This window comes from Hydrogenophaga sp. (assembly GCF_018780075.1).
Lineage (GTDB): Bacteria > Pseudomonadota > Gammaproteobacteria > Burkholderiales > Burkholderiaceae_C > Hydrogenophaga.
Genome location: NZ_JADMKB010000006.1, coordinates 4,323 through 23,924, shown reverse-complemented (window position 1 = coordinate 23,924; position 19,602 = coordinate 4,323). Strand labels below are relative to the sequence as shown.

At 68.1% G+C, this 19,602-nt stretch carries 17 protein-coding genes; 11 read left to right on the top strand and 6 right to left on the bottom strand.

Annotation, left to right across the window (positions count from 1 at the left end; genetic code table 11):
* Positions 1–7 precede the first annotated feature (7 nt).
* The 5 genes from kdpB to IV088_RS02565 are packed head-to-tail and all read left to right on the top strand — an operon-like array spanning position 8 to position 6,300.
* The gene (kdpB, locus tag IV088_RS02585; protein ID WP_291097365.1) at positions 8–2,074 is read left to right on the top strand and encodes a potassium-transporting ATPase subunit KdpB; all 2,067 of its coding nucleotides are present in this window, start codon (positions 8–10) and stop codon (positions 2,072–2,074) included.
* A 19-nt stretch (positions 2,075–2,093) separates the two neighbouring features.
* Positions 2,094–2,714 carry a potassium-transporting ATPase subunit KdpC gene (kdpC, locus tag IV088_RS02580; protein WP_291097363.1) on the top strand — a complete coding sequence of 207 codons (621 nt, stop codon included), beginning with the start codon at positions 2,094–2,096 and terminating at the stop codon, positions 2,712–2,714.
* A gap of 17 nt (positions 2,715–2,731) precedes the next feature.
* Positions 2,732–2,884, top strand: a complete 153-nt coding sequence (locus IV088_RS02575; RefSeq protein WP_291097361.1) for a hypothetical protein — start codon at positions 2,732–2,734, stop codon at positions 2,882–2,884.
* An 18-nt stretch (positions 2,885–2,902) separates the two neighbouring features.
* The gene (locus tag IV088_RS02570) at positions 2,903–5,611 is read left to right on the top strand and encodes a DUF4118 domain-containing protein (protein WP_291097359.1); all 2,709 of its coding nucleotides are present in this window, start codon (positions 2,903–2,905) and stop codon (positions 5,609–5,611) included.
* The gene (locus tag IV088_RS02565; protein WP_291097357.1) at positions 5,608–6,300 is read left to right on the top strand and encodes a response regulator; all 693 of its coding nucleotides are present in this window, start codon (positions 5,608–5,610) and stop codon (positions 6,298–6,300) included. The genes IV088_RS02570 and IV088_RS02565 overlap by 4 nt, the downstream gene beginning before the upstream one ends.
* 160 nt (positions 6,301–6,460) lie before the next feature.
* On the opposite strand, the gene IV088_RS02560 is transcribed toward IV088_RS02565, so the two are convergent.
* On the bottom strand, positions 6,461–6,760 hold the full coding sequence (locus IV088_RS02560; RefSeq protein ID WP_291097355.1) for a hypothetical protein: 300 nt from the start codon (positions 6,758–6,760) through the stop codon (positions 6,461–6,463).
* Positions 6,761–6,918: 158 nt separating this feature from the next.
* Here IV088_RS02560 and IV088_RS02555 point away from each other — a divergent pair, with 158 nt between their 5' ends.
* Complete coding sequence (locus IV088_RS02555; protein ID WP_291097353.1) at positions 6,919–7,818, top strand: EamA family transporter; 900 nt, start codon at positions 6,919–6,921, stop codon at positions 7,816–7,818.
* A 121-nt stretch (positions 7,819–7,939) separates the two neighbouring features.
* Here IV088_RS02555 and IV088_RS02550 read toward each other — a convergent pair whose 3' ends face one another.
* The 5 genes from IV088_RS02550 to IV088_RS02530 form a co-directional block, all read right to left on the bottom strand.
* A complete protein-coding gene (locus IV088_RS02550) occupies positions 7,940–9,430 on the bottom strand; it encodes a tripartite tricarboxylate transporter permease (RefSeq protein WP_291097351.1) in 1,491 nt (496 codons plus the stop codon).
* Positions 9,427–9,936, bottom strand: a complete 510-nt coding sequence (locus IV088_RS02545; protein WP_291097349.1) for a tripartite tricarboxylate transporter TctB family protein — start codon at positions 9,934–9,936, stop codon at positions 9,427–9,429. Before IV088_RS02545 ends, IV088_RS02550 begins: the two co-directional genes overlap by 4 nt.
* A 150-nt stretch (positions 9,937–10,086) precedes the next feature.
* Complete coding sequence (locus IV088_RS02540) at positions 10,087–11,100, bottom strand: tripartite tricarboxylate transporter substrate binding protein (RefSeq protein WP_291097347.1); 1,014 nt, start codon at positions 11,098–11,100, stop codon at positions 10,087–10,089.
* A gap of 205 nt (positions 11,101–11,305) precedes the next feature.
* Complete coding sequence (locus IV088_RS02535) at positions 11,306–13,051, bottom strand: FAD-dependent oxidoreductase (protein ID WP_291097345.1); 1,746 nt, start codon at positions 13,049–13,051, stop codon at positions 11,306–11,308.
* A gap of 2 nt (positions 13,052–13,053) precedes the next feature.
* Positions 13,054–13,896 carry a shikimate dehydrogenase gene (locus IV088_RS02530; RefSeq protein WP_291097343.1) on the bottom strand — a complete coding sequence of 281 codons (843 nt, stop codon included), beginning with the start codon at positions 13,894–13,896 and terminating at the stop codon, positions 13,054–13,056.
* A 110-nt stretch (positions 13,897–14,006) separates the two neighbouring features.
* Here IV088_RS02530 and IV088_RS02525 point away from each other — a divergent pair, with 110 nt between their 5' ends.
* The 5 genes from IV088_RS02525 to IV088_RS02505 all read left to right on the top strand — a co-directional run bounded on the left by IV088_RS02525 (position 14,007) and on the right by IV088_RS02505 (position 19,602).
* Positions 14,007–14,840 (top strand): IclR family transcriptional regulator, encoded by an 834-nt coding sequence (locus IV088_RS02525; RefSeq protein WP_291097341.1) that lies wholly within the window; start codon positions 14,007–14,009, stop codon positions 14,838–14,840.
* Between the two features lie 114 nt (positions 14,841–14,954).
* Positions 14,955–16,736 (top strand): FAD-dependent oxidoreductase, encoded by a 1,782-nt coding sequence (locus tag IV088_RS02520; protein WP_291097339.1) that lies wholly within the window; start codon positions 14,955–14,957, stop codon positions 16,734–16,736.
* A 38-nt stretch (positions 16,737–16,774) separates the two neighbouring features.
* Positions 16,775–17,401: an NIPSNAP family protein gene (locus tag IV088_RS02515; RefSeq protein ID WP_291097337.1), complete on the top strand. Its 627-nt coding sequence runs from the start codon at positions 16,775–16,777 to the stop codon at positions 17,399–17,401.
* Between the two features lie 7 nt (positions 17,402–17,408).
* The gene (locus IV088_RS02510; RefSeq protein WP_291097335.1) at positions 17,409–18,215 is read left to right on the top strand and encodes a TIM barrel protein; all 807 of its coding nucleotides are present in this window, start codon (positions 17,409–17,411) and stop codon (positions 18,213–18,215) included.
* A 223-nt stretch (positions 18,216–18,438) separates the two neighbouring features.
* Positions 18,439–19,602 carry an acyl-CoA dehydrogenase family protein gene (locus IV088_RS02505; protein ID WP_291097333.1) on the top strand — a complete coding sequence of 388 codons (1,164 nt, stop codon included), beginning with the start codon at positions 18,439–18,441 and terminating at the stop codon, positions 19,600–19,602.

The window sequence follows — 19,602 nt, the reverse complement described above, 5'->3', positions numbered from 1 at the left end:
GAAAAACATGAGTCGACAAACATTGCCCCTGTTCGACCCGGCGCTGGTGCGTCCGGCCCTGAGCGACGCCTTTCGCAAGCTCGACCCCCGCGTGCAGCGCCGCAACCCGGTGATGTTCGTGGTCTACGTCGGCAGCGCCTTCACCACCGCGCTCGCCATCGCCCAGCCCGAGGGCTTCACCATCGCGGTGGCGCTGTGGTTGTGGTTCACGGTGCTGTTCGCCAATTTCGCCGAAGCCATGGCCGAAGGGCGCAGCAAGGCGCAGGCCGCGAGCCTGCGCGGCCTCAAGAAACAGACCTGGGCCAAGAAGCTCGAAGCGAGCTACGAGCGTGGGGCGGCGCGCACCGCCATGCACTGGCATCCGCTGGAGGCCGACAACCTGCGCAAGAACGACCTGGTGCTGATCGAGGCTGGCGACAACGTGCCCGCCGACGGTGAGGTGATCGACGGCGTGGCCTCGGTGGACGAGAGCGCCATCACCGGCGAATCCGCCCCGGTGATCCGCGAATCCGGCGGCGACTTCTCGGCCGTGACCGGCGGCACGCGCGTGCTGTCGGACTGGGTCGTGGTGCGCGTCACCGTGAACCCCGGCGAAACCTTCGTGGACCGCATGATCGCGATGGTGGAGAACGCCAAGCGCCAGAAGACACCCAACGAGATCGCGCTGACCATCCTGCTGGTGGCGCTGACCATCGTGTTCCTGGGCGTCGTGGTCACGCTGCTGCCGTTCTCCACATTCGGGGTGGCGGCCAGCGGCGCCGGCCAGCCGGTGAGCCTGGTGGTGCTGGTGGCCCTGCTGGTCTGCCTGATTCCGACGACGATTGCCGGCCTGCTCAGCGCCATCGGCGTGGCCGGCATGAGCCGACTGATGCAGGCGAACGTGATCGCCACCTCGGGCCGCGCGGTGGAGGCCGCCGGTGACGTGGATGTGCTGCTGCTGGACAAGACCGGCACCATCACCCTGGGCAACCGACAGGCCAGCGCTTTCATCCCGGCGCCGGGGGTGAAGGAGGCCGACCTGGCCGATGCCGCGCAACTCGCCTCGCTGGCCGATGAAACGCCGGAAGGCCGCAGCATCGTCGTGCTGGCCAAGCAGAAGTTCAACCTGCGCGAGCGCGACGTGACCGCACTCGGCGCCACATTCGTGCACTTCACCGCGCAGACCCGCATGAGCGGTGTCGATCTGCCTGAAGGTCGGGCGATTCGCAAGGGCGCGACAGATTCGATCCGTCGCCATGTCGAAACGCTCGGTGGCAACTTCCCGGCAGCGCTGCAGACGTCGGTGGGCGACGTGGCCCGCCGCGGCAGCACGCCGCTGGTGGTGGCCGATGGCACCAAGGTGCTCGGCGTGGTCGAGCTGAAAGACATCGTCAAGGGCGGCATCAAGGAGCGTTTTGCCGAGCTGCGCCGCATGGGCATCAAGACCGTGATGGTGACGGGCGACAACCGCCTGACGGCCGCCGCCATCGCCGCCGAGGCGGGTGTGGACGACTTCCTGGCCGAGGCCACGCCCGAGGCCAAGCTCAAGCTGATTCGCGAACACCAGGCGCAAGGCCGGCTGGTGGCGATGACGGGCGACGGCACCAACGACGCGCCCGCCCTGGCCCAGGCCGACGTGGCGGTGGCCATGAACACCGGCACGCAAGCGGCCAAGGAGGCCGGCAACATGGTCGACCTGGACAGCAACCCGACCAAGCTGATCGAGATCGTCGAGACCGGCAAGCAGATGCTGATGACGCGCGGCTCGCTCACCACCTTCAGCATCGCCAACGACGTGGCCAAGTACTTCGCCATCGTGCCGGCGGCCTTCGTCGCCACCTACCCGCAGCTCTCGGCGCTGAACGTGATGCAGCTCGCCAGCCCCAACTCGGCCATCCTGTCGGCCGTGATCTTCAACGCGCTGATCATCGTGTTCCTGATCCCGCTGGCGCTCAAGGGTGTGAGTTACCGCGCCGTCAGTGCCGCCGTGCTGCTGCGCCGCAACCTGGCCATCTACGGCCTGGGCGGTGTGGTCGTGCCTTTCATCGGCATCAAGGCGATCGACCTGTTGATTTCTGCCGCCGGCTTTGCCTGAACCCTCCCGAGGAAACGTCATGAACCACCCACTTCAAACCACCCCCATCGAGCCCGACGACAAGAGCCCGGTGCTGCGCCCGGCCCTCGTGCTGTTCGTCGTGCTGAGCCTGCTCACCGGCCTGCTGTACCCGCTGCTGGTCACCGGCGTGGCGCAGGCGGTCTTTCCGCACCAGGCCAACGGCAGCCTGATTCAGCGCGACGGCCAGGCCGTGGGCTCCGAACTGATCGGCCAGCCGTTCTCCCAGCCCGGCCACTTCTGGAGCCGTCCCTCGGCGACCGGGCCGATGGCCTACAACGGTGGTGCCTCCAGCGGCTCCAACCTCGGTCCCAGCCACCCGGCACTGGCCGAAGCGGTGCAGGCGCGCATCGGTGCGCTGCGCGCGGCCGACCCCGGCAACACCGCGCCAGTGCCGGTGGACCTGGTCACCGCCTCCGCCAGTGGCCTGGACCCGCACATCAGCCTGGCCGCGGCGCGTTACCAGGTGGCGCGGGTGGCGCGCGTGCGGGGTCTCCCTGCCGAGCAGGTGAATACCCTGGTGGACCAGCACACCGAGGGCGCATGGCTCGGCTTCATGGGGGAGGCGCGCGTGAACGTGCTGGCACTGAACCTGGCGCTGGACGCCCAGGCCAGGCCGTGAGCGACGACGGGTCTGGCATGTCTGACGTGTGGGCATTGCTGGTCGCGTTGTTGGCCATCGTGTTACCGCTGCTGCTGGCCTGGTGGCTGGTGGTGCGCGGGGTGCAGCGCCCGCACCGCAGCCAGCACAGGCCGGGCGACAATGAACACACCCGGCGCTCATCCCGCTGATGTGACCGATTCCCACCCATGACCGAGCCCACCCGACCCGACCCCGATGCCCTGCTTGCCCGGGTGCAGCAGGAAGAAGCGCGTGCGCGACGCGGCAACCTGAAGATTTTCTTTGGCGCCTCGGCCGGCGTGGGCAAGACCTACGCCATGCTGGCCGCGGCCCGCGCAGCCCACGCGCAAGGCACGCCGGTGACCATCGGCGTGGTTGAAACCCACGGTCGACCCGACACCGAAGCGCTGGCGCGCGATCTGCCGCGCCTGTCCCTGCGGTCCGTGCCCTACCGGGGCCACCAGCTGCACGAGTTCGATCTCGACGCCGCGCTGGCCTTCGGCGCACAACACGAACAGGCGCTGGTCCTGCTCGACGAACTGGCCCACAGCAACGTGGCCGACTCACGCCACCCCAAGCGCTGGCAGGACGCCGAGGAGTTGCTGGCCGCCGGCGTCGACGTGTGGTCGACCATGAACGTGCAGCACCTGGAGAGCCTCAACGACATCGTCAGCGGCATCACGGGCATCCGCGTCTGGGAGACCGTGCCCGACCGCCTTTTCGATGAAGCCGACGAGGTGGTGGTGGTCGATCTGCCGCCCGACGAACTGCTGGAGCGCCTGAAGGCCGGCAAGGTCTACCTGCCGCGCGACGGCGACAACCGCGCCGAGCGCGCGGCCGCCAACTTTTTCCGCAAGGGCAACCTGCTGGCGTTGCGCGAGCTGGCCTTGCGCCGCACCGCCGACCGGGTGGACGACGAGATGCGCGCCTACCGCCAGGGCAGTGCCGACAAACCGGTGTGGCCCAACCGCGAAGCCCTGCTGGCCGCCGTGGGGGCCGACGCGCATGGTGAGAAGGTGGTGCGCAGCACCGCGCGCACGGCGTCCCAGCTCGACGTGCCCTGGCACGCGGTGCACGTGGAAACCCCGGGGCGTCCCCTGGGCGAGGTCGCGCAGCGCACGCTGCAGCTCGCCGAATCGCTGGGCGCGACCACCGCCACACTCTCCGCCCCCGACACTGCCACCGCCCTGGTGCGCTATGCGCGCGAGCACAACCTGGTGCGGCTGGTGCTCGGGCGCCGAGCGCGCCGCTGGCCCTGGTCACGCGGCGTGGCCGACCGCATCGCCACCCAGGCCGACGACCTCGACCTGGTGCAGGTGGGACAACCGGCCACCGCCGAAACGCAGCAGGCCACCACGCCCGCTGAGCGCGTCGAGGGCTACTGGCGCGGCTACCTGTGGGCGGCCGCTGTCTGTGTGGGCACCGCCGTGCTGGCGACGCCGCTCATCGAGGTGCTGGAACTCAGCAACATCGTGATGCTGTTCCTGCTGGCCGTGGTGGGCGTGAGCCTGGCCTTCGGGCGCGGGCCGGCGGTGCTGGCCGCGTTCCTGGGCGTGGGCCTGTTCGATTTCTTTTTTGTGCCGCCGCGCTTCACCTTCGCGGTGAGCGACGTGCAGTACCTCGTCACCTTCGGCGTGATGCTGGTGGTGGCGCTGGTGGTCGGCCAGCTCACCGCGGGCCTGAAGCAACAGGCCGAGGCGGCCACGCAGCGCGAACACCGCATGCGCAGCCTCTACGACATGTCGCGCGACCTGTCCGCCGCGCTGATGAACACGCAGGTGGCCGAGATCGGTGCGCGGTTCCTCACCGGCGAGTTCGGCGCGCGCTCGGCCCTGCTGGTGACCGACGAACACGATCGGCTGCAGACCATGATGGGTGCCACCGCGCCGGTGGACACCGCCGTGGCGCAATGGTCTTTCGACCGTGGAGAGGAAGCCGGTCGCGGCACAGACACCCTGCCCGCCAGCACCTGCCTGGTGCTGCCGCTGAAGGCGCCCATGCGCGTGCGCGGCGTGCTCGTGATCGAACCGCCGGGGCAGCGACCCTGGGGTCCCGAACAGCGCCGCCTGCTGCAGACCTGCGCCTCGCTGCTGGCAATTTCACTGGAACGCATCCACTACATCGAAGTGGCACAAAGCAGCACGGTGCAGATCGAATCCGAACGCCTGCGCAACTCGCTGCTCTCGGCCATCTCGCACGACCTGCGCACGCCATTGACCTCGATGGTGGGACTGGCCGATGCGCTGGAGCTCACACCGCCGGGTCTGAGCGAGGCGCAGCGCGAGGTGGCTGGGGCCATGCGGCAGTCGGCCCAGCGCATGGGCGCACTGGTGAACAACCTGCTGGACATGGCCCGCCTGCAGGCCGGCGCCGTGCAGCTCAACCGCGCCTGGCAACCGCTGGAAGAGGTGGTGGGCAGTGCGCTGGCGGCCTGCGGCAGCCTGCTCGCCGGGCGCGACATCCGCGTGGACCTGCCCGACGGGCTCCCGCTGCTGCACTTGGACGCCGTGCTGATCGAGCGCGTGCTGGTGAACCTGCTGGAGAACGCCAGCAAGTACACACCCGCGGGCAGCGCCATCCACCTCTTTGCGCGCCCGCGCAGCGACACGGTGGTGCTCACGGTGGACGACCACGGCCCGGGTCTGCCCAGGGGGCGCGAAGAGCGGGTCTTCGAGAAGTTCGAGCGTGGCCAGCGCGAAAGCGCCATGCCGGGCGTTGGCCTGGGCCTGGCCATCTGCCGCGCCATCGTGGAGGCCCACGGTGGCACGATCGAGGGCCACAACCGCGAGGTGGCGGGTGTCGTGCAGGGCGCGCGCTTTGACATCACCCTGCCCTGCGGCACGCCGCCGTCCGACCTCGGAACCAACCCCGTCGCTGAGGAGCCCCCCGCGCCATGACCCCACCCGGCAGCCAGATCCTGATCGTCGAAGACGAGGCCCACATCCGCCGCTTCGTGCGCCTCACGCTGGAGGCCGAGGGCCACACGGTGCACGAGGCCGAGAACTACCAGCGTGGGCTCATCGAGGCCGGCACGCGGCGCCCCGACCTGGTGGTGCTCGACCTGGGCCTGCCCGACGGCGACGGTGTGGACCTCATCCTCGAACTGCGGCAATGGTCATCCATGCCGGTGATCGTGCTCTCGGCCCGCAGCGCCGAGGCGAGCAAGATCGCCGCGCTCGACGCCGGCGCCGACGACTACCTGGTGAAGCCCTTCGGCTCGGGCGAACTCACGGCGCGCGTGCGTGCCCAGTTGCGCCGCCACCAGCAACAGACACCGGCCGGCGAGCCGCAGATCACCTTCGGCGACATCCGCATCGACCTCGTGCGCCGCGTGGTGGAGCGCGCGGGCGAGGTGCTGCACCTCACCCCCATCGAATACAAGCTGCTGACACACCTGGCCTCGCAACCCGACCGCGTGATCACCCACGCCCAGTTGCTCAAGGCCGTGTGGGGCCCCGGGCACCAGGAGGACATGCACTACGTGCGGGTGCACATGGCCAACCTGCGCAAGAAGGTTGAATCCCAGCCGTCAATGCCCAGGCACCTGATCACCGAAACGGGGGTCGGCTACCGTTTCAAGTGCTGATCCGACATTCAACCGGAAACGCCGATGGGACCTGTGTCCGACGTTGGCTGTGCGACTGAAACCGGCCGTCGGACTCATGAGGACGGCGGTTCTTTGAATGTCCGCTGATTGGAAGAGAGCGGGAGATCGCGGTGCGCTCGCCTCAGGCCGAAAACGCTGTTCAGATCGGGTCGCCCAGCACCTTGGAGAGCGCCGCGATGTTGGCCGCGCTGGGCACCTGCGGCTTCATCTCGTCTTCGGCGGCGGTGGCGTTTTCGTGGGCCTGGATGGCGTTGACCATGCTGTACTGGTCGTCCCAGCTGATGGTCTTGCCGGGGGGGCAGAGGTCGCGCACGGTGCCGAACCAGTAGTAGCCGTCATTGCCACCAAAGAGCTTGTCGATGCCGCCCGCGTCGCCGGTTTTGAGGCCGTGGGCCGCGAGGATCTGGTTGAGCTTGTGGTGAGAGACGGAATAACGCATGGGTGTCCAGTGGTGGGGTCGATGTGCAAGCGGGCCGGTTGGCCGCCTGTTGAGGTGGGCGATTTTACTGAGGTGCGGCACCGCCCTGCCCTCACCCACCCCAACGGAGGGAAGCCCTTGCGCCAACCGGACAGGCCGGCCTCCCAAAGCCCCGCACAATGGGTCGCGTGAAAACCCGCCACTTTGCCCAGCTCGTGGGCCTGTCTGCCCTGTGGGGAGCCTCCTTCCTGTTCCTGCGCATCGCGAGCCCGCTGCTCGGGCCGCAGGTCATGGCCTTTGGCCGTGTGCTGCTGGCCACCATCACGCTGGCGGTGCTGATGGCTGCGCTGCGCGAGCCCTGGCCCTGGCGCCACTGGCGCGAGCTGCTGCGCCTGAGCACGCTCTCGCTGGCCGCCCCGTTCCTGCTCTACGCCTGGGCCGCGCTGCGCCTGCCCGCAGGCTACAGCGCCTTGCTCAACACGACGGTGGTGCTGTTCGGCACGCTGGCGTCGGCCTGGCTCGGCCAGGACACCCTGAACGCCCGCAAACTGCTGGGCTGCGCGCTCGGCTTCGTGGGTGTGGGCCTGATCCTGCAGCTGGGACCGGTGAAACCGGACGCGACCACCATCACCGCGGCACTGGCCTGCATCGTGGCGGCGGCCTGCTACGGCATCTCCACACCGCTGATGAAGCGCGCCACCGAGCACATGCAGCCGCTGGCCATCGCTGCGGGCATCAGCGCGGCGGCCATGGTGTTGCTGCTGCCCGGGGCGCTGTGGACGCTGCCGCAAGCGAATTTCACGCCCACGGCCATGGTCGCGCTGCTGATCATGGGCGTGTTCACCTCGGGCCTGGCCTATTGGCTGAACCTGCGCATCATCCGCCACGTGTCGCCGGTGGCGGCCACCAGCCCGGCGTTCCTGATCCCGGTGTTCGGCGTCACCTGGGGCCACCTTTTTCTGGGCGAATCGGTGTCCTCGGGCATCTTCGTCGGCGGTGCGCTGGTGTTGCTGGCGACCGCGCTGGTGACGGGGTTCAACCCGCTGCGCCGGTCCGTGGTTGAAAACCCCATCCCCTGAATGAAAAACCCCCGGGACCTTTCGGTCCCGGGGGTTTGACGCCGGAACACACGCCGCGGCACGGGCTCTGCCCGGCCACAAGCGCGTCCCCCTGGGGAAAGCCGCGCAACGGCGCAGGAGGTTACCGGCCTCTCCAGGTCTTGTACCAGCCCGTCTGGCTCACGATGGTGAAGGCCAAGGCCGCGAGGATGATGGCGGACAACGGCGTGGTGAAAAACTCGGTGAAGAACAGGCCCACGTCTTCGCCGGTCGAGAGCATCGCCTGGCGGTAGCTGCGGTCCATCATCGGGCCGAGGATCATGCCCAGAATGACGGGACCGACCTGGAAGCCGTACATCTTCAGGAAGTACCCGAAGAGGCCGAAGCCCAGCATCCAGTACACGTCCACCGGGTTGTTGTTGATGGCGTAGGCACCCACCGCCGACAGCACCAGGATCAGCGGCAACAGCACCGGTTTGGGTGTCTCGACGATCTTGGCGAAGATCTTGATGCCCGTCAGGCCAAACACCAGCAGGAAGAGGTTGGCCAGCGTCAGCGAGCCCACCACGAACCAGAACAGGTGCGGGGTTTCGATCATCAGCATCGGACCCGGTTTCAGGCCGTGGATGTAGAGCGCGCCGATGATCACGGCCGTGACCGCATCACCCGGGATGCCCAGGGTCAGCATGGGCACGTAGGCGCCCCCGACCGCCGCGTTGTTGGCCGACTCGGGCGCCACCAGGCCTTCGTAGGCACCTTCGCCGAACGGACGCGAGGGGTTCTTCACCGTGCGCTTGGCGTGGTCGTAGGCCATGAGCGCGGCGATGTCGCCACCCGCGCCAGGCAGGGCCCCCACCACCACGCCGATGGCGGAGGTGCGGGTGGCCAGCGGCAGGTATTTGCGCACCAGGCCCCAGGACGGAATGATCTTGCTCACGTTCTGTTTGACCGCCGTGAGCTTGAGTTCGTGCAACTGGGCAATCACCTCGGCCACGCCGAAGAAACCGATCATGGCGGCGATGTAGGAGATACCGGCCGACATCTGCAGGCTGCCGAAGGTGAGGCGCTGCTCGCCCGTCATCGGGTCCAGGCCGACGCAGGAAATCAGCGCGCCGAGTGCGCCGGCAAAGATGCCTTTGGAGAGCGATTCGCCCGAGAGGCTGCCCACCAGCAGGATGCCCCAGATCGCCAGCAGCAGGTACTCGCGGGGGCCGAACTTCAGCGCCAGGCTGGAGACCGCGGGCGCCGCGATGGCGAGCGCCAGGATGCCGATGAAACCGCCGTAGACCGAGACCACCGTGGTCAGGCCGATGGCCTGCCCCGCTTCACCGCGCTTGGCCAGCGGGTAGCCGTCCAGGCCGGTGGCAATGGCCGAAGGCGCGCCCGGAATGTTCAGCAGGATCGCGCTGCGCGAACCGCCATACACACCACCGAGGTAGATACCGGAAATGAGCGCCAAGGCCTGGTTCACGTCCCACTTGAAGGTGAACGAGATCAGGATGGAGACCGCCATCGTGACCGACAGGCCGGGGATGGCGCCGATGTAGATGCCGGCGAAAGTGCCCAGCGCGGTGAGCGCGAGCATCTTCCAGTCCAGCCAGGACATCAGGAAATAACCAAGGGCTTCCATCATTTCAGGAACTCCGGCAGGTGGGGACCGACGAGCGAGCCGGCGGGCAGCACCACCGAGAAGGCGGTGCGGAACACAACAAAGATGGCGGCCAGCACCAGCACGCTGATCAGCAGGTTGAGCCCGACGCGGCGGCTGCCCAGCAGGTACATGGACGCGGCCAGGAAGATGTAGGAGGCGATCAAGAAACCGATGTACTCCATGCCCAGCATGTACATGAAGATCAGCACAGCGAAGGCGATCAGTTGCAGCGGCGTGACCTTGCGAACGAACTGCTGTGCCCAGGTCTCACCGTTTTCCAGGTTGAGCTTGGCGCGGGCGGTCTTCACGACGTTGATCAGACCGGTGAACAGCATGGCGGCGGCGCACACCATGGGAAAGCTGCCGGGCGCGGCCAGCGAGTCAAAACTGGAAATCTGGTACGACGTCCACAGGAGAAAAACACTGACCAGAACAAGCAGCACCATGAAGGTCAGCTCGCCGGCCAGTCTTGGGTGACTGGTGTGCATGGAAGGTCTCCTCAAACGGAAAAGGCAGATGCGCCCCCCGACGTGGGCGAGGGAAGGAGGGGGAGTTCCCCCAGGGCACCGCCGGGCCGGCTGTGCCGGACGGCCAGTGCCGCCCCCTGGGGGGTCGCGCGCAGCGCGGCGGGGGGGTCGTCAGGGCTTCGCGATGCCCAGCGTGGCCGGGTCCACCTTGGCGGTGCCGGCGTTCTGGTACAGCCAGGCGGTGGTGGACTGCCACTTCTTGATGAACTTCTCGGCGTCGGCACCGCCCAGGTTCAACATCGTCGTGCCACGGCCCTCCATCAGCTTGCGGTACTGCGGGTTCTCGCCGGCCTTCTTGAAGGCGGCCACCAGCTTGGCCTTGACCGGCTCGGGGGTGTCTTTCTTCACGAACACGCCGTACCACGCGCCCCAGGGCAGGTACTTCGGCAGGGCCTTGAGCGACGGTGCGTCGGTCATGGGTGCGATGCCCTGGAAGGGCTTGTTGTCCAGCACGCCCAGCGCCTTGAGGCGGCCGGCCTTGACGTGCTCGATGGCAGCGCCGGAAGCGATGAAACCGATGTCCAGGTGGCCGCCCTGCAGCGCAGCGATGGCCGGGCCGTCGCCATCAAACGGCACCTGGATGGTCTCGAACTTGGTGAGGCTGCCGATCATGGTGTTGACCGTGTAGGGCACGGTGCCCTGGCCGGCCATGTACTGCTTGACCTTCTTGGGGTTGGCCTGCACATGGCTCAGCAAGTCCTGCATGTTGTTCCAAGGCGCGTCGGGCTTGGCCACCAGCAGGATGGAGTTGGCGATCGCCGCGACGTTGATGGGATAGAACTGGTCGTAGTCGAACTCGGCCATCTTCATCACGCGGAACAGCGCCTGCGGCTCGGCACCCATCAGGAGGGTGTAGCCGTCGGACGGCTGCTGCAGCACGAAGTTGGCGCCGATGGCTCCGGCCGCGCCGGGCTTGTTCTGCAACACGATCTTCTTGCCCAGGGCTTCTTCGGCGTAAGGCGCGTAGCCGCGCATGGCGACGTCGGTGCCGCCGCCAGCGCCCCACTGGATCACGGCGGTGATGTCGCGCTCAGGGTAGGCCTGTGCCGAGGCCTGACCGGCGAAGGTCACGGCGGTGAGGGCCGCGACGGCGGTGCCGAGCCATTGACGTTTGGTGAATTGCATTTGCATGTCTCCTTCTGTTGGAAAAAATCAAGCCCTGGGACCCGGACTCATGGGTTTCACACGCGACGTTGAAGCCCTGCCTCAGGGTCCGCCGCTGGGCGGTCCCCCGGGACGAAGGCCTCGAATGTAGGACCGCACCAGGTGCCGGTCCATGCGAACGCACCCGATGCCGATCGTTCAGTGCACACAGGTGTTCGATCATCGATCACAACCCGGGTTTCCCCTGAGCGCGTGCCGCCGCGTGGCGCGCCGCCAGGAAACCGAACACGATGCCCGGGCCGATGGTGATGCCGGGCGCGGTGTAGACGCCGCCCATGATGGAGTGCATGTCGTTGCCCACGGCGTACAGGCCGGCGATGGGCTGGCCCGCCGCGTCGAGCACCCGTGCGTCGCCATCGGTGGCGAAGCCGGTGGCCGCGCCGATGTCGCCGGGGTAGAGCTTCAAGGCATAGAACGGCGCGGTGTCCAGCGGGCCGAGGTTGGGGTTCTTGCCACCGGCCGCGGCGTCGCCGATGTTCTGCTGGTAGGCCGTGGCCCCGCGCTGGAAGTCCGGGTCCACGCCGGTTTCTGCGTAGGCGTTGATCTGCTGCACGCTGGCCTTCAGGCTGGCGGCGTCGATGCCCAGCCGGTCCGCCAGCTCGTCGAGCGTCGCGCCCTGCGTGAGGTAACCGTCGGCGAGAAACGGCGCCCTGTCTTTGGCGCTGGCACCGGGGCGCACCATGCCGAGGCCGTAGGTCTGCAGCGCCTGGGCGTCACAGACCAGGAAGGCCGGCACGCTGCCGGAGGCCTGCATGGCCATGCCGAACAGGTGGTACGAGGTGCTTTCGTTGACGAAACGCTCGCCGGCCTGGTTCACGGTGAGCATGCCGGGCTTGGCGCGGTCCATCACGAAGTGCGGGAACACGGCGGTGCTGCCGTCGGCGCGTTGTCGCAAGGACACGGGCGCCCAGAAGGCGTTGCTCAAGGCGCCCTTGCCGTACACAGCGCCCGCGTCTTTGGCCAACGCATGCGCCTCGGCGGTGTGGCCGGGGGCGGCCGGGCACCAGCCGATCTGGGCGCCGGGCAGCATCTGGGCGCGCAGATCGGGGTGGCGGTTGAAGCCGCCGCTGGCCAGCACCACGCCGCCCGTGGCAGTGACGGCGCGCCATCCGCTCTGTCCTTTGCCCTGCCCCTCGAGCACGACGCCGCTCACACCATCGGCGCTGCGCTCGAAGCGCTTCACCGAGGTGTTGAGCAAGAGCGTCACGTGAGCGTGCTTCGACAGTGAATACAACAGCCGCGCCACCAGCGCGTTGCCCATCACCAGGCGCGTGCCGCGCGGGTGGCGCAGGCGGTCCATGCCGTGGCGCGCAATGATCCTGAGCGCGTGCCTGAACGAAGCGAAGGACTTCGTGAGCGCGAGCAGGTGGTTGATGTCGGTGCGGTCCACCATCATGCCGCCGAGCACCGTGAACTCGGGGATGGGCGGGCGCACGAGCGGGAACAGGTCGCCAAGCAGCCGGCCGTCGAACGGCAGCGGCTCCAGCGCGCGGCCGTTGAGCGTGGAGCCGCCGAGGTCGGAGATGTAGTCCGGGTGTTTGGCGTAGGGCCGGAACTTCAGCTCGGTGCGGTCTTCCAGCAGGCGGATCGTGGCGGCGCCGTGGTCCAGAAAGGCCTGGCGCAAGGCCGGCGGCGTGCGCTCGCCGATGGCGTTGTTGAGGTAGCGCGCGGCGTCGGCCAACGTGTCGAAGGGGTTCACGCTGGCTGCATGGTGCGTGCCCGGCACCCAGGTGGTGCCAGCCGACCAGGCCGTTGTGCCACCCACGTGTTCCGTGCGCTCGACCAGCAGCACCCGCTGCCCTTTGAGGGCCGCGAACAGCGCGGCCGCCATGCCGGCGCCACCGGCGCCGATCACGACCAGGTCGAAGGTGGCTTCTGTGGGGAGCTTGCTCGGGGTGTTCAGGACTTGCATGCTCACTTCCCCAGGAGGAAATCGACCATGAGGTCGCGCACACGGGCAAACATGTCGGCGCCGGTCATGGTGTTGCAACCCTTGGCCCGCGCCGCCGCGATGAACGGCGTGATGGCCGGCGCGGTGATCACGCAGCCGCAGAACATGTGCGGCTCCAGCTTCGTCACGTCCAGCGGATACGGGTCGCTCTCTTTCATGCCCACCGGCGTGGCGTTGACCACGGTGTCGAAGCCCGTCGGGTCGGCGCTGCCGTGGGTGACCGGGCATGGCTTCAAGCTGGCCAGGCGGTCCACCAGCGAAGCGCGGCGCTGCGTGTCCGGGTCAAAGATCGCGAGCTCGCTCACACCGGCCATCACCAGCGCGTGCGCGATCGCCGAGCCGGCGCCGCCCGCGCCCACGAGCAGGGCCTTCTTGCCAGCGGGCGGGCAGCCCTTGTCCTGCATCGCCGCGACAAAACCGAGGCCATCGAACATGTCGCCGTGCCAGCTGCCGTCGGCGTTGCGGCGCAGGGTGTTGACCGTGTGCAGGAAGGCCGCGCGGTCGGAGGTGGTGGCGCACAGGTCGGTGCAGGCGAACTTGTGCGGCACCGTCACGATGATGCCGTCCACGTTCTGCGCCAGCGAGGCGCCGCGCACCCAGTCGGCCAGGTGGGCGGGCGAAACGTGGGCCGGGACACACACCGCATCGCGGCCATGGTCGGCAAAGGCCTGGGTCACGCCGGCCGGCGATTTCACCTGGGCGATCGGGTCGCCCACGATGTAGTGCAGGCGCGTGGCGCCGCTGAGGGATTCGGTCATGTTGTCTCGCTCGGCCTGTCGATCGGTGAGTGGTTTCGAGCGGATCATATCCAAAAGTGGAATTGTGTTCAACAATTGAATAATGTTCCTTTTTTGGATAGACTTCGTTCCGTCGGGCGTCTGAACCGCCCACACCACCCACCTCCAGAGACCACCCCATGAACGGCGTCCTCGAACGAACCCTCGGCATCCTCGAACTGCTCTCGCAACACGGCGAGGGCATGGAACTGGCCGCCGTGGCCGACCAGCTCAACATCCCGCGCAGCGCCGTGCACCGTCTGCTGGCCGACCTGGTGCGGCTGGGCTATGTGCGCCAGGCGCGCGGCCATGGGGACTACCTGCTGACCACCAAGCTGGTGAGCATGGGCCTCTCGTACCTCAGCAACAGCGGCATCGTGGACATCGCGCAGCCGCTGCTCAACCGCCTGGCCGAGGTCTCGGGCGAGCTGGTGCGGCTCTCGGTGGTCGACGGGGAACGCCTGACCTGGGTGGCCCGCGCGCAGGGCGCACGCCAGGGCCTGCGCTACGACCCCGACATGGGATCGGACGCCCGACTGTCGTGTTCGTCCTCGGGCTGGGCTTTGTTGTCCACACTGGACGACAACACCGGCATGGCCCTGGTGGCCAAGCAGGGCCTGGGCCTGCCCGAGCAGTTCGGCCCGGCCGCACCCACCTCGCTGCAGGCCGTGTTGGCCGCCGTGCACGCCACGCGCGAGCGCGGCTACAGCCTGACGGTGGACACCTACAGCCTGGGCCTCTCCGCCATGTCCGCGCCGGTGAGGTTTGCAGGGCAACCCGCCATGGGCGTGATCACCGTCGCCGGCCCCACGGTGCGTTTCACGCCCGAGCGCATGGAAGCGCTGGCGCCCGAGCTGCTGTCCATCGCCTCGCAGCTGGCCGCGGCCAGCGGGGCCTCGCCCTTCTTCCAGCTCACGGCCGAGACCGGCGCCCCAGGCGACGTCAAAGGCCGCAAGCCGATCTACGCCGTATAGCCATGACCACCCCCGTCGCTTGCTCGCTGCGCGTAGCCGCATCCCCCCTCCAGGGGGCGGCACCAGTGGCCTGGCAAAGCCAGTTCCACGGTGTCCCGAGCGAAGAGAGCTGCGATGCGTGAGTGGGACTGCGACCTTTTGGTGATCGGCTCCGGGGCTGGCGGCCTGTCGACGGCGGTGACGGCGGCCCACCTCGGACTGAAGGTCATCGTGGCCGAGAAAGACCCGCAGTTCGGTGGCACCACCGCCTGGTCGGGCGGCTGGATGTGGCTGCCGCGCAATCCGCTGGCGGTCGAGGCCGGCATCGTCGAACCGATCGAAGAACCGCTGGCCTACCTGCGCCACGAACTCGGCGAACGCTTTGACGAGACCCGCGCCCGCGCCTTCCTGGAGGCGGCGCCGCGCATGGTGGATTTCTTCCGCTCGAACACCGCGCTGCGCTTCATCGACGGCAACGCGATTCCCGATTTCCACGGCCGCACGCCGCACGCGTCGCTCGGCGGCCGCTCACTCTGCGCCGCGCCGTTCGACGGCCGCCGCCTGGGCGCGCGTTTCGCCGACCTCAAGCCGCCCCTGCCCGAGACCACGCTCTGGGGCATGGGCATCGCCTCGGGTGCCGAGCTGCGCCACTTCTTCAACGCCCTGCGTTCGCCGGCCTCGTTCTGGTACGTGGCGAAGCGCGTGCTGGCGCACGGGAAAGACCTGCTGCTGCACCGCCGAGGCCTGCGACTGGTGAACGGCAACGCGCTGGTGGCGGCCTTGGCCACCTCGGCACTGGAGGCCGGCGTTCAAATCCGCACCCGCTGCCCGGTGCGGCGACTGCTGCGCGATGGAGCGCGCGTCACCGGCGCCGTGCTCGGCACGCCCGAAGGCGCCATCGAAGTGCACGCCCGCTGTGGCGTGGTGCTGGCCTGCGGCGGCTTCCCCCACGACGCCTCGCGCAAGGCCGCCCTGCTGCCCCACGCGCCGACCGGCCGCGAACACCACTCGGCCGCGTCGCGCGGCAACACCGGCGACGGCCTGCGCCTGGGTGAAACCGCCGGCGGTTGTGTGGCCACCGACGGCGCGCAAGCCGCGGCCCTCGCACCCGTGTCGCTGGTGCCGCAGGCCGACGGCTCGTTCGCGCACTTCCCGCACCTGATCGAGCGCGGCAAGCCCGGCCTGATCGCTGTCACGCGCCGCGGGCAGCGCTTCACCAACGAAGCCGACTCGTACCACGACTTCATGCGGGGCCTGCTGGCCGCCGTGCCGGCGGGTCAGCCGGTGGAAGCCTGGCTGGTCTGCGACCACGCCTTCATGCGCCACTACGGCCTGGGCGCCGCCAAGCCGGCCCCGATGCCACTGGGCCCGATGCTCGCCAACGGCTATGTGCAGCGCGGCCAGACGCTGGCCGACCTGGCCCGGGTCTGCGGCATCGACAGCGATGCGCTGCAGGCGACGGTGCAGCGCTACAACGCGCAAGCCCTTGCGGGCCAGGACGATCACTTCGCCAAAGGCGAGACCCCCTACAACCGCATGCAGGGCGACGCGGCCTTCGCCGCCGACAAGGGCTGGCCGAACCCCTGCATGGCGCCACTGGCACGCGGCCCGTTTTACGCGGTGCGCGTGGTCGCCGGCAGCCTGGGCACCTTCGCCGGGTTGAAGACCAATGCCCACGCCCAGGTGCTCGACGCACAAGGCCAGCCCATTGCCGGCCTGTACGCGGGCGGCAACGACATGAACTCGGTGATGGCCGGCCACTACCCCAGCGGCGGCATCACGCTGGGGCCGGCAATGGTTTTCGGGTTTCTTGCCGCGCACCACATGGCCACCCCTGCCGCGGCGGACGCCGCGCCCCCCTCAAGGGGGCGACGCCTGCAGCCCGGCGAAGCCGGTTCTGCGGTGTCCCCGGTTTGAACTGCCCCTCACGTCCACATCCTTCGAAGAAAGCCACCATGCACTACGAACTCGCCACCATGACCCTGCCGTTCGGCACCGCCGGCACGGCCGCCCAGAACGTGCAGGCCTTCTGCACCGCGCCGGAAGCGAAGGGCGAGCTGCTGGCCTGCTGGTTCACCGACATCGGCCCGCTCAACCAGATGATCGTGCTGCGCGGGTTCGCGTCGCTGGCTGACCTGCAGGCCGAGCGCGATCGCACGCAGAACAGTGCCAGCCCCTTCGGCAACGGTGAGATCTTCCAGACACTGGAACAGCACAGCTACCAGGGCTTTCCGTGGATGAAGCCAGTGCGCCCGAGTGCCGAGAGCGGCGTCACCGGCCCGGTGTACGAGATCCGCACCTACGGCATCAAGCCCGGGGGTGTGCAGCCCACCATCGACCTGTGGGAACAGTACGTGCCGCCGCGCGAAAAACTGTCACCTTGCGTCATCGCCATGGTCGCGCTCGACGGACCGCTGCGCTTCACCAACATCTGGGCCTACCCCTCGCTGGACGCGCGATCCAAAGCCCGCGCCGATGCGGTGGCGCAAGGCATCTGGCCACCCAAGGGCGGGCCGGCGCACCTGACCACCAACATGGTCTCGACGATTGCGCTGCCCACGGCCGTCTCTCCACTGAAGTGAGCTGAACATGGCCCGCGTCTATTCCCTTGCGTATCTCAGCTCGCATCGGTGCACACCACCGGAAGCAGTCCGCATCGCGGCCGCCAACGGCTACCAGTTCGTCGGCCTGCGCCTGTGGCCCAACGCGCCGGGTGCGCCGCAGCAGTTCCTGCTGGACCGGCCCGACGTGCTCAAAGAAACCCAGGCGGCGATGGCCGACACAGGGGTGGGCATCTTCGATGTGGAGATCATCCGCATCGGCGAGACCTTCGACCCGCACACCTGGGACGCGCTGTACGACGCCTGCGCCGCGCTCAAGGCCAAGGCCATCCTGGTGGCGGGTGACGATCCGGATGAAGCGCGCCTGACGCAGCACTACGCCCGCCTCTGCGAAGTGATGGCGCCCTACGGCCTCACGGCCGACCTGGAGTTCATGCCCTGGACAGCCGTGAAAGACGCCAAGAGCGCCCTGCGCATCGTGCAGAACGCCGGCACGCCGGCCAACGCGGGCATCCTGGTCGATGCGCTGCACGTCGGCCGCTCGACCACGACGCTCGACGACATCCGCGCCATCCCGCGCAAACTGCTGCATTACGCGCAGATCTGCGACGCGGTCGCCGGCACGCACTTCACGACCGAAGAAATGATCCATACCGCGCGCTGCGAGCGCCTGCTGCCCGGCGACGGGACCATTGACGTGCGAGGTCTGTTCGCCGCCCTGCCCGCCGACCTGCCGGTGAGCGTGGAGGTGGTGAACTTCGAGCGCGAGAAGACCGCCGACCCCGTGCAATGGGCTGGCATCTGCCTGGCCGCGAGCCGGCCGTTTACCGGCTGAGAACACCATGCTGATCTCGTTCGACCGCATCTCGCGTCTGCCCTTCTTCTTCGGCGCCCGCTGGTTCAGCAGTGCTTGAAATGGACCACCCCTGCGGCGCTGCGCGCCCCCCTCAAGGGGACGACACCAGCCGTCCGGCAAAGCCGGCCCGGCGGTGTCCTCGGTTCAGTCACGTCTCTTGCAGAGGTTGGCTGACTCCACAAAGCTCAACTGAAAGAACCCCATGGATTTCGCCCTCAACGACGAACAAAAAATGATGATCGACACCATCCGTCGCTTCATCGCCGAAGAACTGCACCCGCTGGAAGATGCGCTGGAAAACACCGGCGCGCTGCCCGAGGCCGACGCCCGCCGCATCCACGCCAAAGCCAAAGCGCTGGGTCTGTACGCGCTCAACATGCCGGCCGAACTCGGCGGTGGCGGCCTGTCGAACCTGGACCGCATCATCTGCGAAGAGCAGTTCGGCCACACCAGCGACATGCTGATCCGCCGCGCGTTTGGCAACGTCTACGAACCGCTGCTGCACTGCAAGGGCGAGCAGGTCGAACGCTGGCTCAAGCCGGCGGTGGAAGGCACGCGCACCTGCGCCATCACCATCACCGAGTCGGGCGCCGGCTCGGACGCTGCGGGCATCAAAACCCACGCGAAACGCAACGAGCAAGGCCAGTGGGTGCTCAACGGCAGCAAGCACTTCATCAGCGACGGCATCTGGAGTGATTTCTTCCTGGTCTCCGCAAAAACGGGTGAGAAAGAGATCAGCATGTTCATGGTCGACAAGGGCCTGCCCGGTTTCACCGTCGGCAAGGACCAGGCCATGATGGGTCTGCGCGGCACGCCGCACCTGGAACTGTTCTTCGACAACGTGGTGCTGGAAGACGCCGCCCTGCTGGGCGAACAGGGCCAGGGCTTCAAGCTGGCCATGGGCGCGCTCAATGTGGTGCGCCTGGCGCAGGTGGGCGCGCGCGCCGTGGGCAAGGCCACGCACGTGTGCGAGCTGATGCTGACCTACGCGAACGACCGCAAACAGTTCAACACCCGCATCGGCGATTTCCAGATGGTCCAGCAGATGCTGGCCGACAGCGTGATCGAGATCAACGCCGCGCGCTGGATGGTCTACCACGCCGCCTGGATGCTGGACCAGGGCCTGGACGCTCGCGAGCAGATCGCCATGGTCAAGGTGCACGCGGCGGAAACGCTGGGCCGCGTGGTGGACCGCGCGGTGCAGGTGTTCGGCGGCATGGGCTTCTGCAAGGAACTGGCTATCGAGCGTTACTACCGCGACGCGCGCATCTACCGCATCTTCGACGGCACGTCGGAAATCCACCGTGGGGTGATCGCGAAGTCGGCGCTCAAGAAGGGTGCTCAGCTCTTCGATGTGAACCGTTGA

What these genes read in the sequence shown, in the direction of transcription:
- IV088_RS02555 (WP_291097353.1), top strand. Translation starts at nt 6,919, where the DNA reads ATGGGTCGCGTGAAAACCCGCCACTTTGCCCAGCTCGTGGGCCTGTCT.
- kdpC (WP_291097363.1), top strand. Translation starts at nt 2,094, where the DNA reads ATGAACCACCCACTTCAAACCACCCCCATCGAGCCCGACGACAAGAGC.
- IV088_RS02560 (WP_291097355.1), bottom strand. Translation starts at nt 6,760, where the DNA reads ATGCGTTATTCCGTCTCTCACCACAAGCTCAACCAGATCCTCGCGGCC.
- kdpB (WP_291097365.1), top strand. Translation starts at nt 8, where the DNA reads ATGAGTCGACAAACATTGCCCCTGTTCGACCCGGCGCTGGTGCGTCCG.
- IV088_RS02550 (WP_291097351.1), bottom strand. Translation starts at nt 9,430, where the DNA reads ATGATGGAAGCCCTTGGTTATTTCCTGATGTCCTGGCTGGACTGGAAG.
- IV088_RS02575 (WP_291097361.1), top strand. Translation starts at nt 2,732, where the DNA reads ATGTCTGACGTGTGGGCATTGCTGGTCGCGTTGTTGGCCATCGTGTTA.
- IV088_RS02540 (WP_291097347.1), bottom strand. Translation starts at nt 11,100, where the DNA reads ATGCAATTCACCAAACGTCAATGGCTCGGCACCGCCGTCGCGGCCCTC.
- IV088_RS02565 (WP_291097357.1), top strand. Translation starts at nt 5,608, where the DNA reads ATGACCCCACCCGGCAGCCAGATCCTGATCGTCGAAGACGAGGCCCAC.
- IV088_RS02570 (WP_291097359.1), top strand. Translation starts at nt 2,903, where the DNA reads ATGACCGAGCCCACCCGACCCGACCCCGATGCCCTGCTTGCCCGGGTG.
- IV088_RS02545 (WP_291097349.1), bottom strand. Translation starts at nt 9,936, where the DNA reads ATGCACACCAGTCACCCAAGACTGGCCGGCGAGCTGACCTTCATGGTG.
- IV088_RS02505 (WP_291097333.1), top strand. Translation starts at nt 18,439, where the DNA reads ATGGATTTCGCCCTCAACGACGAACAAAAAATGATGATCGACACCATC.
- IV088_RS02530 (WP_291097343.1), bottom strand. Translation starts at nt 13,896, where the DNA reads ATGATCCGCTCGAAACCACTCACCGATCGACAGGCCGAGCGAGACAAC.
- IV088_RS02510 (WP_291097335.1), top strand. Translation starts at nt 17,409, where the DNA reads ATGGCCCGCGTCTATTCCCTTGCGTATCTCAGCTCGCATCGGTGCACA.
- IV088_RS02525 (WP_291097341.1), top strand. Translation starts at nt 14,007, where the DNA reads ATGAACGGCGTCCTCGAACGAACCCTCGGCATCCTCGAACTGCTCTCG.
- IV088_RS02520 (WP_291097339.1), top strand. Translation starts at nt 14,955, where the DNA reads ATGCGTGAGTGGGACTGCGACCTTTTGGTGATCGGCTCCGGGGCTGGC.
- IV088_RS02535 (WP_291097345.1), bottom strand. Translation starts at nt 13,051, where the DNA reads ATGCAAGTCCTGAACACCCCGAGCAAGCTCCCCACAGAAGCCACCTTC.
- IV088_RS02515 (WP_291097337.1), top strand. Translation starts at nt 16,775, where the DNA reads ATGCACTACGAACTCGCCACCATGACCCTGCCGTTCGGCACCGCCGGC.